Raw genomic sequence first — 16,846 nt, 5'->3', positions numbered from 1 at the left:
ATGAAAAATCACCCGCAATCCAAGCTCATTGGTATGACACCCGTACTGCAACCCAATCTAACGAGAAATCACGGGCATTGGCTCCCGTAGACGAGGCTACGTCGATAATACGTATGCGGAAGCTGGTATTCGACAAATCACTTATATTCCAGGCTGTACGCCCCCAGAGATCCGCAGCACCGCCCAGAACATAGGTCGCCTCTATCGTGGTCAGGGTCGCTGTGCGTTTGGCCGCCGTCCACGTAGTGCCGCCATCCCAAGAAAGCTGCACGCACATATTTGGAGTATTGGCGATACTGTCGACCTTGGCATCCAGACGTACTTCAATGCCCTTGATGGCTGCGTCGACCGGCAAGTTGATACCGTAGGTGAAATAGTCGTGTTTATCCTTGCCGGTAGCGGTACACGAGTTGCCCGTGCCGGTACCGCTGTTCGTATCCACCGCGAAGCCGCCACCGAGGAGAAGCGGATCACCGTCTGCAAAGGCGTTGGTTGGATTTGTCTGGAACCCATTGTTGTCTCCAGCACTACTGATCACCGGCGCGTTGGCGGTCGGACTCAAGAAGCCGGTGCTGGTAACAGCATTCGCGATGGTAATGCTAAGGGCTTTATTCGCGGTTTGAGGAGTAGGAGTGGTGGAATCGCTCGCCTGAACCGTAAAGTTGAAAGTGCCCGTAACTGTGGGCGTTCCGCTAATTACGCCAGTAGAAGTATTCAAGGTCAGGCCAGTTGGCAGCGAACCACCAGCGGTGATGGACCAGGTGTACGGCAGCGCGCCGCCGCTCGCCGTCAATGTCGTTGTATAAGCCGTGTTCACTATACCGCCAGGCAATGAAGCGGTCGTGATGCCGAAGGGAGCAGCTTGTACGGTTAGCGTAGAGTTTGCAGGAGAGACGCCGTTTAGCGTCGCCGTTATGGTGCTGGTACCAGTACCCACCCCCGTCGCCAGCCCAGCGGCGTTGATGGTCGCCACTAACGGTGACGCAGAGGTCCATGCCACTAGGCTGGTAAGGTTCTGCGTTGAACTATCCGAGTAGGTTCCCGTGGCCGTGAACTGCTGGGTCGCACCGACATTAATAGCCGAATTCGTGGGTGTCACTGCGATGGAGGTCAGCGTCGGCGGGGGCGCCGGGGTGCCCAGTACAACCTCGACGGCGGTGAGATTCCACCGATCTGCAGTCGGCGCGGTATCGCTGATCTGAACCGACGTTCCGGCCGTCGCAACCGCATTGCTCAACCGCTGCACCCAGAAGGTGTCGCCAGCCCCCGTATCCACCCATTCGTGGACCATCTGCTGTAGGGGACCCACGGTACGGGCTATTGCGCCGTCCCAGTCGTTACCCACCCCAAATACCCAGGCATTCGCCGTTGTAGTCGTGAGCGCAACGCTCGGTGCTCCAGAGGCGGCATTAGCTCCGTTATTGGCCCCGACGCCGCTTGCCCCCGCCAAGGCCACGACTGTGAACGACTGGTCAAAGTTTGCTTGCGCCTGCACTGATTGCACAGTGACATTCGTCAAGGCGGAAGAGGCAAATGTGCTCCACACCTCCGAAGTACCCGCTCGGGTGTTTGTCCGCCGCACCAACGTCCAGGCCAGACCGGCCCCGCTGACCGTCGCCGTCTGCAGACCTGACGATGGTCCGTCCGACGCCACGAATGCCAGCAGCAGTCTGTTGGCTCCCGCGGTGCTGAATGCAGGTGTCGTGACGGTGCCACGGCCATCCCGGTTTGCTATCGTGTCTATGGCGATACTTGCTGAGGCGGCGGGTTGCACGACGATGCTTAAGGCCTGGCTCGCGGTTTGGTGAGTAGGAATGGTGGCATCGTTCACCTGAACCGTGAAGTTAAAAGTACCCGTAGCGGTGGGTGTTCCGCCGATTACTCCAGTGGAAGTATTCAAGGTCAGGCCAGTTGGTAGCAAACCAGATGTGATGGACCACGTGTATGGCAGCGTACCGCCGCTCGCCGCCAAACTCTGCGAGTACGCCTGCCCCTCCGTTACGCTTGGCAGCGAAGCCGTGGTGATAGCGAGCGGAGCCGCTTGAACAGCCAGGACGGTGCTCCCGGTAATGCCGCTGAAGGTAGCCGAAATGGTACTAGTACCAGCGCTGACTCCGGTCGCAAAGCCTGTGGTTGACCCGATCGTGGCTATGGCCGTATTTGAGGAGCTCCACGTCACTTGACTGGTGAGATTCACAGCCCCCCCGCCCGAATAATTGCCCGTGGCTGTGAACTGCTGGGTGGCACCGGAGGCGATCGTCGGATTCGCTGGGGTTACCGTGATGGTCTGCAGCGTGCCGCCTTGCACGGTCAGCACGGTGCTATTGGTGACGCTGCCGAGCGTAGCCGAGATCGTACTGGTGCCGGTGCTCACACCCGTCGCGAATCCCGAGGCGTTGATGGTCGCCACCGCTAGGGCCGCCGAGGCCCAGTTCACTTGGCCGGTGATATTCTGGGTAGTCCCGTTCACGTAGGTACCGGTAGCCGTAAACTGCTGCGTCGCACCTCCCGCAATCAACGGGCTCGCCGGAGATACTGCGATCGATTGCAGCGGCGAGCCAATAGTGACGCTGACGCCAACACCGGCCGCTTCCAGGTTACCGCTGTCGTCTACCGCGCGGCTCTTGAGAGTCACTGTGCCCGCTCCGCTCGGCGTCCAGTTGTAGCTCCAACTGCTGCGGCCCGTGGCCGGATGCCAGGTCGTTCCACCGTCAACCGAAACTTCGACCCCTCCGACTACGCCGCCGGTGTCAGTCGCCGAGCCGCTGATCGTGACCGTACTGCCCGGAGTGACATTGGCGCCCGCCACCGGCGCGGTGATCGCCGAACTCGGAGGAGTGGTATCGGTCGAGGCTGCTGCCCTCACGAGACCCGACTGCAGCGAACCGGGCTGGACGCCCATGTCCGCGAACAGATTCACCGTCGCCTGCTGCATTCGCACATCGGTCACCGAACCCAGATCGCTGCGGTCGTGGTTGGCATCAAGCCCCCAAGACCACTGGTAACTGCCGGTCGAAAACACGAGCGCGCCATTGGAATGTCGGTATAGCGTCAGCCGGTTCGTAGGAGCAGTACCAATGGGTGGCGCGCCGAAAGTACTTCCAAAGCCGCTGTCGACCGCGTAAAGGGTAGACGTCGAGATCGGACTACTGGATACCCCGAACAGACCTGCGGGGCGGAAGCCGTTGTCGTCATCGACATCGACCTCGAAACCCAGAGTCCCAGCTGCCAGTGCAGCAATCTGGCCAACGCCCTGCGTCGCAATGTCGGTGTTGCGCCAGAGACGCATCTTCCCATCCTCGGCCGGAACCTTGATGGTATCTACGAAGGGGCCATTAATTCGAAAGAAGGTACCACTGAGGGCATTCTCTGGACGGCCGCCGTCCGCGGGCGGAGTGCCTCGCGGGTCGCGCCAGGTTCCGGTCCATATATCGGTCGGGTCGGGATTATTGGGATAGTTGTGTGTCTCTTTGTAGCAAACCAGTGTACGGTATGCCGCTCCCGACGCATCAATGCTATTTTCCCAGCGCGTTTTCCAAAAAATCGCGTTGCCGCTGAAGAGGGCCAAATTGACGCCAGCGTTTCGGGCTGCCTCGACATTGGCCCGCTGAGCGCCAGACCAATACTCATCATGCCCGTTGGTCAGGAAGATCTTGTGTTTTGTGATCAGTGCGCCGTTCCGATCCGCATCCACACCAGTGAAATACGAGACATCATAACCGTTGGCCTCTAACCATCTGACCATCGGATACTCACCGCTGAACAGCCAAGTTTCGGTCTCCGAAACCCGCGTATTGAAAGGCCGATTGTAGCTTACCTTGTAGGCACGGCCGTCCGCACTTCCGCCAGTGCCCGGCCCTACACCTGTGTACAAGCTGGTGGCACTACTAGTGGGGAGGTTGCCAGGATGGCTGTTGTAGGCCTGCCAAGTGGTATCCGCGGTCTGGAACAATATTTTGGAGGTACTCGCATCATCCCGAACGATAAAGACGATATGGCTCGCACCACCGGTGTCGCTGCGCACGGCTCGGGCGAAATAAATCCCAGAAATGGCATTGGCAGGCACCGTCCAGGATGCCGACACTGACCAGTTGCCACAATCGATGATACCAGTCGCATTAGTCAGACAGGCCGGCTGACTTTGCGGCAAGGTTGTCGAAGGATTGACTGTCGCAACCTTCCGAGCACCGTTTCCGCCGTAATAACCCATGCGGTAGATGTCGAGTCTATAGTTGGTGGCGGGCGTATTGATCTTGAAGTTAACAGTTCCGCCTTTGTTGACGCTGATGTCGGTGGCGAAGCCCTGGATCGAGGCGTCGCCGGCACCGCTGACGTCCCACTCGGTCTTAGGATTGCCGCTCAAACAGTTCTCGGCCACGATAGCATTCGGCGGCGAGGCGCAGCCGCCGGTGCCTGCGGTAATGTTAATACTCAACGCCTTAGTCACCGTTACCGCCGGATTGGCTGAATCGCGCACCTGGACCGTGAAGGTCGTGGTGCCAGTCGCAGTAGGCGTGCCGCTGATCGCCCCGGTGCTGCTCAGGGTCAGGCCGGCGGGCAAAGTGCTGCCGGTCGCAAGAGACCATGTGTACGGTAAAGTCCCGCCGCTGGCCGCCAGCGCCGCCCCGTACGCCGACGAGATCGTGCCATCCGGAAGCGAGACCGTGGTGATACTGAGTGGTGCGGCTTGTACGGTTAGCACGGTGCTTCCGGATATGCCGCTTAGGGTGGCCGAAATGGAACTGGTACCGGCGCTGACACCCGTCGCCAGTCCTGCCGCATTGATGGTCGCCAATGTTGGGGTCGCCGAGACCCAGGTCACCTGGCTGGTCAGATTCTGCGTGGAATTATCCGAATAGGTTCCCGTAGCCGTGAACTGCTGGGCCGCACCGACATTAATGGACGGATTCGCCGGCGTCACCGCGATCGACGTCAGCGTCGCCGCCGGGCCAGGGTTGAAGACCACATCCACCCAATAGTTGGAGGTGTTAAAGGTATTGATTGGAAACGCGCTGGTCGCACCGTAAGCGTAAACTCCATTGCCACCGGATACTCCATTGGCTAGCGCATGTAGCGGTGTATTATCGACCCCCGTACTCGCAAAGTAGTTAACGTCGGCGCTGTAATGTCCGTTATCGGCATGGTAAGATGCGATGTATACCGTATTGGCTGTGATCGCCACCGGACTCGAGAAGTTCACCTGTTGCCAGCCGGAGCCGCTCTCGCCAATGAATGTCGCCGTTGCCAGCAGTGTGCCGGTGCTGCACGTAGCATTGTTGCATCTCCAGAGATTCCCTACATGCGTGCCTGTGTTGGCGCTCGCCTTGTAGAAGCGAATCCCGCTAATGGTGCCTGCTACATCTGATCTAAACTTTACGCCCAACTCCACTGGACTGTCCGCCCCACCGTCAACCAAGCCTGGAACCGTCGTGTTGGGCCAAATGGTAAGAGGTGGTGGTGGGTCGATGGTAATGCTCAACGGTTTAGTATCCGTCGCTGCGGGATTGGCCGAATCGCGGACCTGGATGGTGAAGGCGGCCGTTCCGGTGGAAGTTGGCGTTCCGGCGATAGTGCCGGTGCTGGCGTTCAAGCTCAAGCCCAGCGGCAGAGATCCACTGATAATCGACCAGGTATGCGGCAGCGTTCCACCTGTCGCCGCCAACGCCGCTGTGTAAGGGATTCCCAGCGCCCCATTAGTCAGCGAAGCAGTAGTAATTGAAAGCGGAATGACTTGGTAAGTCGCGTTGTAGGCGCCAGCCGCTGCAGTGAAAAAAGCATATTCCACGCCCTTGATGACGGCTTTTGTGAAATTAACATTAGTACCATTGAGCGTCAGACCAACCAAGTTGCCGGTGGCGGAAGAATGCGTAGGCAGCATGGCCTGTAGCCCATTGGCGCCCGTTCCGGGCGTAATCGTAAAACTCAGACTGCTGCCGTCCCATGCCAGTGATCCGAACGATGAACTGTTGCGGCCATCCAGCCAAGTCAACATCTGTTTACTCGTCACTATGGGAACACCCTTAGACTTAGCAGAGTTGATGATACTATTAATGTCTGTTACCTGTTCTGACCCATTGAAATCGGTATGGTAATTAATGGTAAAGGACCCGTAATACCCTTCGGCGCCCACTGCGCGATCTAGCAGCGAATCAATGGTGAAAGGGTATGTCTGACCCGACTCATTGGTCATCTGGCTGGTTGCGTTATAGACATCGATGAGTGACCCATCGAGGTCTGCAAACCTCATAGGCATGCCGGACCCAGTGAAAAAACCCGGACGATTTTGAACCCACTCGGGAGGCCAGAAATAATAATCGGTATCCAAGCGAATCCCATGAGCGAACTCCACTTTAGCGCCGGTAACCCAGTCGCTCCAGGCTATACAATGGTGGCGCTCGGTAATAGGTGCAGGAAGCCCCGGGAAATTCGCCTGGAATAAAGCGATCTGACTATCGTAATCAGATTTAAGCGTCTCGGCGGTAAAATTATCACAGCCGGTAGTAATATGCAGTCCGACCTCAAAACCTTGCGCATCGAAGCTAACAGCTGTTGAAGGCGCGAGGGGTGTTGAGGGATACATGTAAGATGTGCCTCTTACACATTCCCAATTCTCTACAGAACATCCTTGTGGACTGGCGGCTATAAATGAATTAAAGCGCGCTTCTGTACCATTGTTTGCATGATCGTCGCCAGTCATGATTAATGCAGCCTTGAAGCCACGCGGAAAATACCAGAAATGGGGCAGAGGCTTTTTGTCCCGATTCATTTCAAGAATCAGATTGACGAGTAATCGTTGCTGTTCATCCCCTTGCGGAATGGATATTTTCGTGAAATCAATCCAATCAGGCCCCGGTCCCAGCTTCGGGTCAGGGCTAGCAGGACCATCACCATAAAATTTGTCGTCCGAACGAATGAGCGGTACCATGTTTGGGATAGTAATGTCTCGATCTTGAGCCGCCCAGTCGGGATTACCCTGGTGCGTATAACTAATCGATTTCGCCAGATCGTAGGTGAACGCTGCCGCCTTCCCGGCTCCTACCGTTTTCAAAGTGACTGCCGGGTTTGTAGTGGCCGTTGAAGCTGTTTCGTACAACATAGCGATGCTGGTAGCGCCGCTTAATGTGTAACGATCGGCCGTACCGTGGAACTGTATGGTTTGACCAACTATTCCGCTACCAGGAGATACAGAGGTATCAACCAATAGATAGCCGTTATCTAGGGTAGCACTGGCATCGGTTAACCCAAGGAGGCTGGCTAACTTTTTATTGGGGCGCATTGCAATCAGATTGCCGCCGTTTGTAACCCACGCACTCAACATATCTGCCTGAGGTTGGGTCAACGGCATCTGCGCTAAAATAACTATATCATATGCGGCAAGTGTTGCAGCACTAACAGTTGAGATATTGGCTAACGCAAATTCATTCAAGCCCTCGGTACGCAATATCTCGTCATAGTAATTTCCAAAGTCAGGTGCAGAGGGTGTTCCTGATATCCCCGATGTAATGACCAGAATCGGTCCACCTGGAGGTGAAGGTAAAGCGGCGTTGGCGGGAGGAATGACCCAATCTAAAAGTTGGTTGAAGACCGAACCGATTATCCCCTTGCCTTGATTTGCCTTATCTAAATTTGGCTTCTCAATGAATGAAGACGACATCAAACTCCCTATTGTCGATGCAACAGCCAAAGAAATAGATTCTGAATAGCTCGCTTGCGGAGCAACTGCGGGCGTCACTGGCACAGCTATCGTATTAATTATCGTACCGGCATCCGTATTGACCTCAGATACTTCACTGTTTTCATTCGCCGTATGCAAATTACCAGCCGGATCAAAAACTAAGACGTTAATAACAGCCGGCTGCCCATCCAATTGTTTTATTAATTGTCCGGTTTTCGGATCCCACACCAACATCAGCTTGTCTTCGCCAGCACTGATTAGTTTTTTTCCATTCGGAGCGAACGCGACAGACCTTACACCGCCCTGATGTCCAGCAAGCGTTTTGAACTGCTCGCCACTTTTTGAATTCCACAAAATAACTGTACTATCGGCGCTTGCACTGGCTAACTGCGCTCCATCAGGACTGAAAGCAACGGCATTTACTTGATCCGAGTGTCCGAGTAATGTTTTAAGAAGTTTACCAGTTTTAACATCCCACAACAGGGTACGCCCTTCAGCTCCAGCGCTGGCCAACACCTGCCCGTCGGGACTGAATGCCAAGTCATTAACAAAATTGATGTGACCCGAAAAAATATTGCTTAATTTATGTGCTACGGCGTCATAAAGAAAAACTCTCGTATCTTCGCCAGAGGTTGCGATAAATTGCCCATCTGGACTCACGGCTACTGCACGAGTCGGGTGTTCAGGTCCGTAAAATGTTTTGAGATTTTTACCAGTATCGTCCCAGGTTTTTATTTCCGTATCTACACCTGTGCTTACCCATTCTTTTGTTTTCCCCCGAAAAGCCAATCCCGTAATAGCTCTTCCGTGATGACTCGTTACTTTCCAGCGCTGGCTTCCGCTTTTGTTAAAAGTCCGAATCGTGCCATCCTCAGCCGCCACCCCCATTTCCATGCCATCTTGACTCAAAGCAAGCTCTTTGATCCCCTTCCAATTTTGTACCCTCTGTTTCTTGCTCGTTCCAGCATTATCTTTGCCAGCAACTTGACTGCTTCCGTCAGGTTGCGCTGCAACAGCTGTGTTTGGAACATTCACTTGTGAAGAAGAAGCAGCGTTCGGGGTAATTAGCGCTTGTGAGTCACTCATGGGTGCACTGAGCGCTGTTGGGATTTGAAATACTTGCTGCACCACACCCGTCAACAAATCCCAAACGAATAATCCGCCATCATTTCCAATGGCCGCCAAAGAAGGTTGTTTTGAATTGAAGGCGGCTTTGATGATTTCGCCGGTCGGCCCGACGAGAAGCTTTTTCAGCTCACCCGTAGGAGCATCTAACAGACTGATAAGGGAGTCTGTGCCAATACTTGTCAGGAGCTCACCGTCAGGGCTATAAAATAAATGACTAACCGGTGCACCACTCTCTGCTGGATGTTCATAGACCATCTCGCCAGTCACTGGATTCCATAACATAACTTTAGGATCGTTTCCGCCGCTGCCAGTAGCCAGAGTCTTGCTATCCGGACTAAATGCTATCTCGGTGATTTCCGCCTTAGTATCTAGAATTCGTTTTACTGCGCCAGAATTTAGATCCAGCAACGTAATCAGGCCATCCTGGCCAACACTCGCCAAGACATTGCTATCTGGACTGAATTCAAATTCAGTTACAAATGTATCGGCTGGAACATCTGCATACAACTCTCCGCTTACTGCGTCCCACAGCTTGATATGTGAATTCTGTCCATTATATGCACTGGCTAAAAATTTTCCGTCGGGACTGAATGTTAATTGATCGACAGTTACATCTTGCTCGGCCTTAATCGACTTTGAAAGACCCGTCTTCAAATTCCATAGCAAAATTTCGTTTTCCAGAGTCACACCTGCAAGACGCTCGCCGTCAGAACTCAATGCAACCTGCACAATAGCGGAATTTGGATTGACGAGTGGAATAGAAAGTTGCTCTTGACCTGACCCGATATCCCATAACTTGATCGAATCTTTACCGACACCGGCCAATATTTTCCCATCGGACCGAAAAGCAATTCCGGTAACCAAGTTTGCAGACTGATTCTGAAGATTTATAGGGGCTAAACCGGAGGTTACATTCCATAATGTAATGAGTCCGTCGGCGTCTACATTGGCCAAAATATCGCCGTCCGGACTAAACGCGACGAGGTTACGTTCATTACGGGAGAAATCCATAATGGATGGCTCAGCACTTGCCGCTCTTACGGGCCTCGCAATGTCCATAGACAGCGTGAAAGCAACCCAAACAAAAATAGTAAGGATTATGCCTGTTAAGTAGTGATTTTTTTTGTTCATATTTTTTCACCTTCTTCACCTAATTCGAGGCTGGTTACTCAAAATTCAGTGATTTTCGGAGAAGCTATGCTTCAAATTCAGAAACTGCACATTCCTAGGCAAGATTAAGAGTTGTGCACATTAAAACCATGGAGAATCCATTCTGCACGAAGACAAATATACGAATAATGTCGTTTCAGGGTTTCAATTTATTGTTAGTCGACTTTGTTTGTATTAACGATTGAAACTTGATTTCTCATCAAAAACATTATCTGACTTGTTCAAATTTCTCAACCTTGATTCGATAACCGAGAAATGAAATATTAAAATAGACATAGCCGTATAACTAAATTTTATTAGCCCTTACACGGCCCCTCGACATTTTAAAACCACATTGACCGTTTTCAACAAAATCTTTAGATCCATTAAAAGTGACCAGCTCTGAATATACCGAATATCGAGCCTCACAGAGTCATCCCAACCTGTCTTACTTCTACCTTCCACCTGCCAAAGCCCGGTTATCCCGGGTTTCATTTCTAATATCCGCCTTAGATGCCATGCTTGGTATTTCTCAGCTTCATAAGCTAGAGGAGGACGTGGTCCAACCAGACTCATATCACCCTTTAACACATTAAAAAACTGTGGCAGCTCATCAATGCTTGTTTTTCTAATGAAACGCCCAACTTTGGTTATCCTCGGATCATCTTTGAGCTTATAGAAGGGATCTTCCGCATCTCCCTGGTTGATTTTAGCGTGGTCACCTTTGATAAGATCTCGGACATATTCACGATGAATCTGATCATCCATGTTCACATGCATGGAACGAAATTTGTAGAACGTAAAGGGAATCCCTTGTTTGCCCAATCGGATTTGCTTGAAAATGACGGGGCCAGGAGAGGTCACTTTGATAGCCAATGCCGTAATTAACATTACAGGCATTAAAATAACAATACCGAAAATAGATCCTACAATATCAACGCCTCTTTTCAATAGAAGTTTAAACCATGAAGCATCTATTGAAGACTCCAGAGCGAAAGGAAAAACATCGGGCCGAATACTCCCAGTTTTTGCAAGGCTTTCAAATATAGCATCAGGATAAATCGAGGTGGTAGCGGAGAACTGTGGTGTCTCATCTCCATTAATTAATTTTGCACAAATTTCTTTGGCCCCTTCCTCATTTGTATCGGGTAGAAGGATGCCTATGGTTTTATGATTAACAAATCCACTAATATCGGTAGCCCGTATCTTTTTGCGAACAACGGTCAAAATATCAAGCATATTTATCAATTCACCGTCCCTTTCTTTATCAAGTGTTAATAAAACGATTGATAAAGTGGTTTTAGATCGTTGCGCACGGAGCTTCTCAAGACGCAACTGCTCGATAAAAAAAGAGTCATAAAAAATTTCATCGCAATTCACCCCATAATGACTTAAGCTGTTAGGCATGTAAGGCGGCGCTGCTGACTCTATTTGAAAATGTTCACTTTTTTTCATTTTCATTCCAACGGCATTAAGCTTAAGATTATGTTAAACCCACCCCTCAACAATGTCTATAGGTAAAAATACCTATGACTCCTTGCCCGGAAAACATTCAAACTCATGGAAATGCAGAATTAGTTAGCCCTCTAGCAAAATCCCCCATTTTCGGCAGGTCGATTCCGATGAAGCAATCCGGACGAAACCACGACTCTAAAGTCACGGCACACTGCAAGAACCCCATCAGATGACGCAAGCACTGTAAGAATCGGGCCGCAAGAGGCTTGCTGCTGTTTTTAGAGACGATCGTGGAAACATTGATTGCCGCCCAGCCGCCAACCAAGAATCGTGAACGAAAGCGGAACAACAAGATAATGACAAACAAGAAAGATATGCGGCTTTCCAATAACAACGGATATCCGAGTAGGTCGATTAAATATATCGCGTCAAGAGAGGAACTAAGTCATGAGTGAAAAAAGCCGACATTCCGATGCCAGCTTCAAATGAAAAGTCGTCAAACTGACAGACTGAGTATCAGCCAGGTTTGCCAAGATATGAATTCGGGCGAAATGGCGGTGCGCCGCCAAGCTGAAACGGGCGGCGCCGGGGCTACTGTATCACGCCCCGCCTCCCCTTAGGTTCGGAGCCAATAGGCTTTATGAAGGCTAAAGCTATAACGCATAGCCTTTGGCAGACTCGAATGCAGCACACCCAACTTGAACCCGCTCCATTTCAATCCTGTCCGCAGCACCGCAGAAGGAATCAGCCAAGGCGCGTGTTTTGTCAGATAGCGAATTTCCGAAATCACAAAGCGTAAGCCCTCGCCGGAGGCACCGCCAAAGGTCTGTTGCAGCCAGCTGGTGTGCGCGTGAAACACACCGATATCGAAGTAACGCTTAAATTCATCGATAAAACCATAGTCGTGCGAGTGGAACACTTGGGTCTCTGCGCAATAGCCGATTTTCCAGCCGTTCATCACCATCTTGCCGGCGACATAGGTGTCTTCATTCATAATCGTATCCACCGGAAAACCGCCGACCTGCATCAGCGCACTGCGCCGATAGGCAGAGAAGGAATTGGAAATGAAGACGGTTTTAATCCCAAAACGTTTGCGATCTTCCAGACTGCGCACCTGGCTTTCGGCCGGATAATTGAAATGACGGGCATGCGCGCCGATCGGTCCTGCGTTCCGGTGCGGTAATTGGCGACCATAGACAGCGCCGACTTTCTCATCCTCAAACGTGGCGACCAGCTTGGCTATCGCATCGGGGTTGGCCAATAAGGCATCCTGGGTCAAAAAGACGATAATATCCGCGGCCGCCAAGGTAATCACGCCGAACTGGCGTGTGCCGCCGTGGTTAAACTCCGACTTCGAAATGACATGCACGTCAAAGCCCTGAGCACGCGCCATCGCGGCGGTGTCGTCACTGGATGACGAGTCGATTACCAACAGGTAATCCGGTTTCCGGGTCTGCAGCTCAAAGGCCTTCAGCCAGGCATCCCAAAGCATGCCCGCATTGAGAGTGGGAACGATAAGACCGACTTTATTCATAAGATGAACCTTCTGCCAGTTGTTGCGGCAGATCAGCCGGATCAGTTTTCGTCAACACCTGCCAGACCTTATCGCCAAGTTTAACGGGATCCAGTTGCTGCTCGACATACTGCCGAGCATTTGCCGACATCCGTTGCCATTCCGAACGGTCCAGTGCCTGCGCTTTCCACAGCGCTCCGCACACCGATGCCACGTTGCGCTCGAAAACGAAGCCGCCCCCCAGCGCTTGCAGATGATCCCAGGCCAGGCCTTTCGCGACCAGAACCGGTCGCCCCATGGCCATCGCTTCGGCCACCACGTTGCCGAAGTTTTCGCGCATGCCGCCGGCCTCTTCCAGACCAGAAGGCAGCACCAGGAAATGACTGGACGCCAACAGTTCCATCACTTCATCGCGTTGCAGATAACCCCGATAGCTAATAGCGCCCTGCGCCTGTTCGACCAACGCCTGAAACTCTTCGAAATAGTCACCGTCGACGCTGCGTCCGGCAATGACCAGGCGATCATTGGGCCGGCGAATTTTCAGCCATGCCTTGATAAACGCATTGATGCCCTTTTCCTGCTGAACGTGCCCCAGAAAGCAAAGCTGCATGCCTTCGCCGGCAGGATAGCCGGCGACTGGAAACTCGCGGCTGTCGATGCCGTTCGGCACCAACAGGATACGGGCATCCTGGCCGAGCACGTTGCATACGCCTTCGGCCTCGGTGTCGCTGGTGCAATGCACCGCAATCGCCCGGCGCAATGTCGGAAAAGTCAGCCAGCGATAATACAGCCACTTGTGCGGTTTCCTGCGGCGTATCAGATCGACATGCTCGGGCATCAGCCCGCCATGGACGGCCACCATAAACGGTCGGCGCAGCAAACAGCAAAAAATGGCAGCCAGCGTCGACGGCCAGGTCGCGATGCCGTGGATATAAACCACCGGAGAGCGCAGGCACAGACTAAACAGCTTCGGAATGGCGCCCAAGCCGAAGCCCCAGCGTCTGAAGCCGTAGCAAGAATAGAGCTGAACATCGACCTGCCCGCCAAGTTTCACCTGCTCGGCTCGTAACGGGCCGTCGATCGACTCGCCCGAGGAGACCAGCGTCATTTTATGGCCCCGCTCCGCCCAGGCCTTGGTCAACACACTGGCGGTGACGGATACCCCGCCGTAGCCTTTAGCGGGAGGGATATGCGTGGTAACAATGCCTACTTCCATAGTCTTTTTCCTGAATCAAATTCTGTGATCAAAAAATCAGCTTTCATACGCCAGAAAGCCGCGCCATATACCGACAAGGTTGTAAAAAGAATAAGCCAGCTTTTTCGGGTTCAATAACACCAAAGCCAGCAGCATTTTCAGGAGGGGGGCGACAAACATCTTGCGCGCGATGTAATACAGCATGAATACATCCCGCTGATTGGTGAATTTTCTGATGTAAGCCCCGACGCCGGTCGAATACATCAGCATTCTTCCGGTTCCCAGCTTGTAGTGATCCTTGTCCGGGTGATAAATTTTGATGCCCGGCGTATAAAAGGCGGTACAGCCGGCCCGAAGCAGGCGGTACAAGAGTTCAAAACCCTCGCCGCCGGAATATTTGGAGCCAATCCCGAAGTCACAATCCAGATGGAATTGCTGCCGATCCAAGCGGGTCAGATCGAAAAACTGCGTGAACTCGACGCCCATCATCTCAAAGCGCGAAAAATAGCGGGCTTTAGGGCTGTTCACGCCGATACTAAAGCGGCTCGATGAAAAATCATACGACCCCGCCACCAGGATCGAGAGGTTTTTGCGCCTCGTAAACTCGGCGACGACCTTCTCCAGCACATCCTTATCATAGGCACAATCGTCATCCGGAAACGCCACGATTCTGCCTTGCGCCAGGCCGATGCCATAGTCTCTGGCCCGGGCGTTGCCGGTAAAATCCACTTTCACATGCTTCACATCAAGATAGCTAAGGAACGGCTCGACTATCGCATCGATTTTCCCGTCCTTGTTCTGATCGATGATGATCAACTCAAAGTTTTTATAGGTCTGGCACAGCAAGGATTTCAAAAAATCCGCGACTTCCACGTCTCTTCCGAGCGTCGCCAGTACGAGAGAAACTTTCATCTTCATCCCCTTGTTTGCACACCGGCCTTGGCTTGCATATAGATGGTTGCCTCATACCAGGTAAACATCAGCGCAAACTCCAGCCCCGCCGCTCCGTCCATAAAACCACCGCGAAAAACATAGTGGTATAAAAACCGGGCTATGATCCTGAACCAGGACCGCCCCAATAAAACGCTCAAGCGTCCGCGTGTGGTCATCAGCGCATCTTGGGTGGGCTTAAGCTGCACTTCCTGCGCGGCTTTGCCGACATGTTTATGCATCCATTCGATGATCTCGCCATGATAAAAATAGTGATCATAAGGGATATCCGAATAGCCGATCCGGCACGAATTAACGACCGCTTCGCCGTGCCCGGTATGGTTCTGTACAAAGCGCGTGGTTTCCCGGCGCACCAGTCTTGGATGATAAATCGGATAGCCTGGCGCATGACTGAGGCGTTTGCCGCGAAGATACAAGATCGATGGCACCATCAGCACATCCACCGCATCGGAGCCCGCCATTTCGGATTCAAACCAGTCGTAAAACGCCTGCGGATAGATTTCATCGGCATCGACGAACAATAGCCACGGCGTACCGATATCGCATCGATTGATCGCAAAATTGCGCTGCTCGGCAAAGCCTGGCCATGGATTGCTATAAATGCGGCAACCCCGCTGAGTCGCGATCTCCAGCGTATCATCGGTACTGCCAGAATCCACGATCACGACCGGATAGCGCTCGGGAATCGCGGCCAGACATCCCGGCAGGTTGGCTTGCTCGTTTTGGGTCAAAATAACAACAGTTAGCATGTGACTTGCTTAAAATTTCTGCTATGAAGATAACGCTGGTTTTTAATTCTTGACCGCATAAAGATTGATGTAGATGCCCAGACCGAAGCAATGCATCAAAGCGGCGAACGGAAACTGCAAATACTTGACCAAGGCGTTGGCCAAGGCGGCGGGCTTGCCTTTGAGCCCCAGTCTTCGAGATAACGCATTGAAGGGTATCCGGGTAACCTGCTCGACCTTGACGACGGTGAAGCCATTGCGCTCCACTAAGGCGGTTAAGCCCTTCTCGGTAAAATAATTGACATGCTCCGGCACCCATAAACAGGCGTTATCCTTGGTGCCCAAGAGCTTCACTAAAAAGGAGGCATAATTCGGAACCGCGCAGGCCAAAACGCCACCCGGCGACAGCAATCCGGACACCTTCTTTATCGCTTGATCCGGTTCAAGCAGATGTTCCAATACCTGCGACATCATCACGATGCCAAACGGCTCCGGGGCTTCGTAATTCTCGAACATCACGGCAAGCGGCTCATCGCCGTTCAAGCCTTTGAACACCGCATTTTCGTATTTGCCCGGATTGATGCTGACCGTCCGATAGCCCACTTTCCTGAGCGCCTGCGTGTAAAAACCAAAACCTGAACCGATATCCAGGGCCAGAGGGTTCACCGATCGGTTGAACTGATCGGCTTTACGGGCCATACGCTCGGCGTCCACCGTACAATTCGGAAACTCGGCCTCTCTCGCCAAGATCTCTTCCAGCGTGATCGGTCGAGTCAGCGCTTGACCCGAATACTGATAGATGGCCTGCAACCATTCGCTATGCGGCGGCCGGTTTAAAAACCCGGTGCCACAATTTTCGCAGCGGTAGATATGAAACTCACTGTGATAAGAGCTTTCGGTATATTGGAAGTTTTTCTGACGCCAATAACGTATTTTCTCAGCCCCGCAAGCCACACATTCGTGCAAAACTTCGCCATAGATTTCTGAAACGGCGGGTGCATAAGTCATAGTATTTCTCCCCGGATAAGCACTTAACTAAGAAGTGAGTAGTA

The 16,846-nt window shown here is 52.6% G+C and carries 7 protein-coding genes; all 7 read right to left on the bottom strand.

Annotated elements, in window-relative coordinates; all coding sequences use genetic code 11:
* Positions 1 to 25: 25 nt before the first annotated feature.
* The 7 genes from METLA_RS23395 to METLA_RS0100920 all read right to left on the bottom strand — a co-directional run bounded on the left by METLA_RS23395 (position 26) and on the right by METLA_RS0100920 (position 16,802).
* Positions 26 to 9,934: a N,N-dimethylformamidase beta subunit family domain-containing protein gene (locus METLA_RS23395; RefSeq protein ID WP_036281326.1), complete on the bottom strand. Its 9,909-nt coding sequence runs from the start codon at positions 9,932 to 9,934 to the stop codon at positions 26 to 28.
* Between the two features lie 342 nt (positions 9,935 to 10,276).
* On the bottom strand, positions 10,277 to 11,407 hold the full coding sequence (locus tag METLA_RS0100945) for an exopolysaccharide biosynthesis polyprenyl glycosylphosphotransferase (RefSeq protein WP_024296763.1): 1,131 nt from the start codon (positions 11,405 to 11,407) through the stop codon (positions 10,277 to 10,279).
* Between the two features lie 616 nt (positions 11,408 to 12,023).
* Positions 12,024 to 12,941, bottom strand: coding sequence for a glycosyltransferase family 2 protein (locus tag METLA_RS0100940; protein WP_024296762.1), 918 nt, complete (start codon positions 12,939 to 12,941; stop codon positions 12,024 to 12,026).
* Positions 12,934 to 14,136, bottom strand: coding sequence for a glycosyltransferase family 4 protein (locus tag METLA_RS0100935; RefSeq protein WP_024296761.1), 1,203 nt, complete (start codon positions 14,134 to 14,136; stop codon positions 12,934 to 12,936). Before METLA_RS0100935 ends, METLA_RS0100940 begins: the two co-directional genes overlap by 8 nt.
* A 36-nt stretch (positions 14,137 to 14,172) precedes the next feature.
* Positions 14,173 to 15,027, bottom strand: a complete 855-nt coding sequence (locus METLA_RS0100930) for a glycosyltransferase family 2 protein (RefSeq protein WP_024296760.1) — start codon at positions 15,025 to 15,027, stop codon at positions 14,173 to 14,175.
* Positions 15,028 to 15,029: 2 nt separating this feature from the next.
* Positions 15,030 to 15,815: a glycosyltransferase family 2 protein gene (locus tag METLA_RS0100925; protein ID WP_024296759.1), complete on the bottom strand. Its 786-nt coding sequence runs from the start codon at positions 15,813 to 15,815 to the stop codon at positions 15,030 to 15,032.
* A gap of 42 nt (positions 15,816 to 15,857) precedes the next feature.
* Entirely contained in the window at positions 15,858 to 16,802 is a 945-nt protein-coding gene (locus METLA_RS0100920; protein WP_024296758.1) for a class I SAM-dependent methyltransferase, read from the bottom strand.
* Positions 16,803 to 16,846 lie beyond the last annotated feature (44 nt).

The sequence above is a fragment of the Methylomicrobium lacus LW14 genome (assembly GCF_000527095.1).
Taxonomy (GTDB): Bacteria; Pseudomonadota; Gammaproteobacteria; order Methylococcales; family Methylomonadaceae; genus Methylomicrobium; species Methylomicrobium lacus.
Note: the sequence above shows the minus strand (reverse complement) of the source record. Positions and strands in the feature narration are given on the sequence as shown.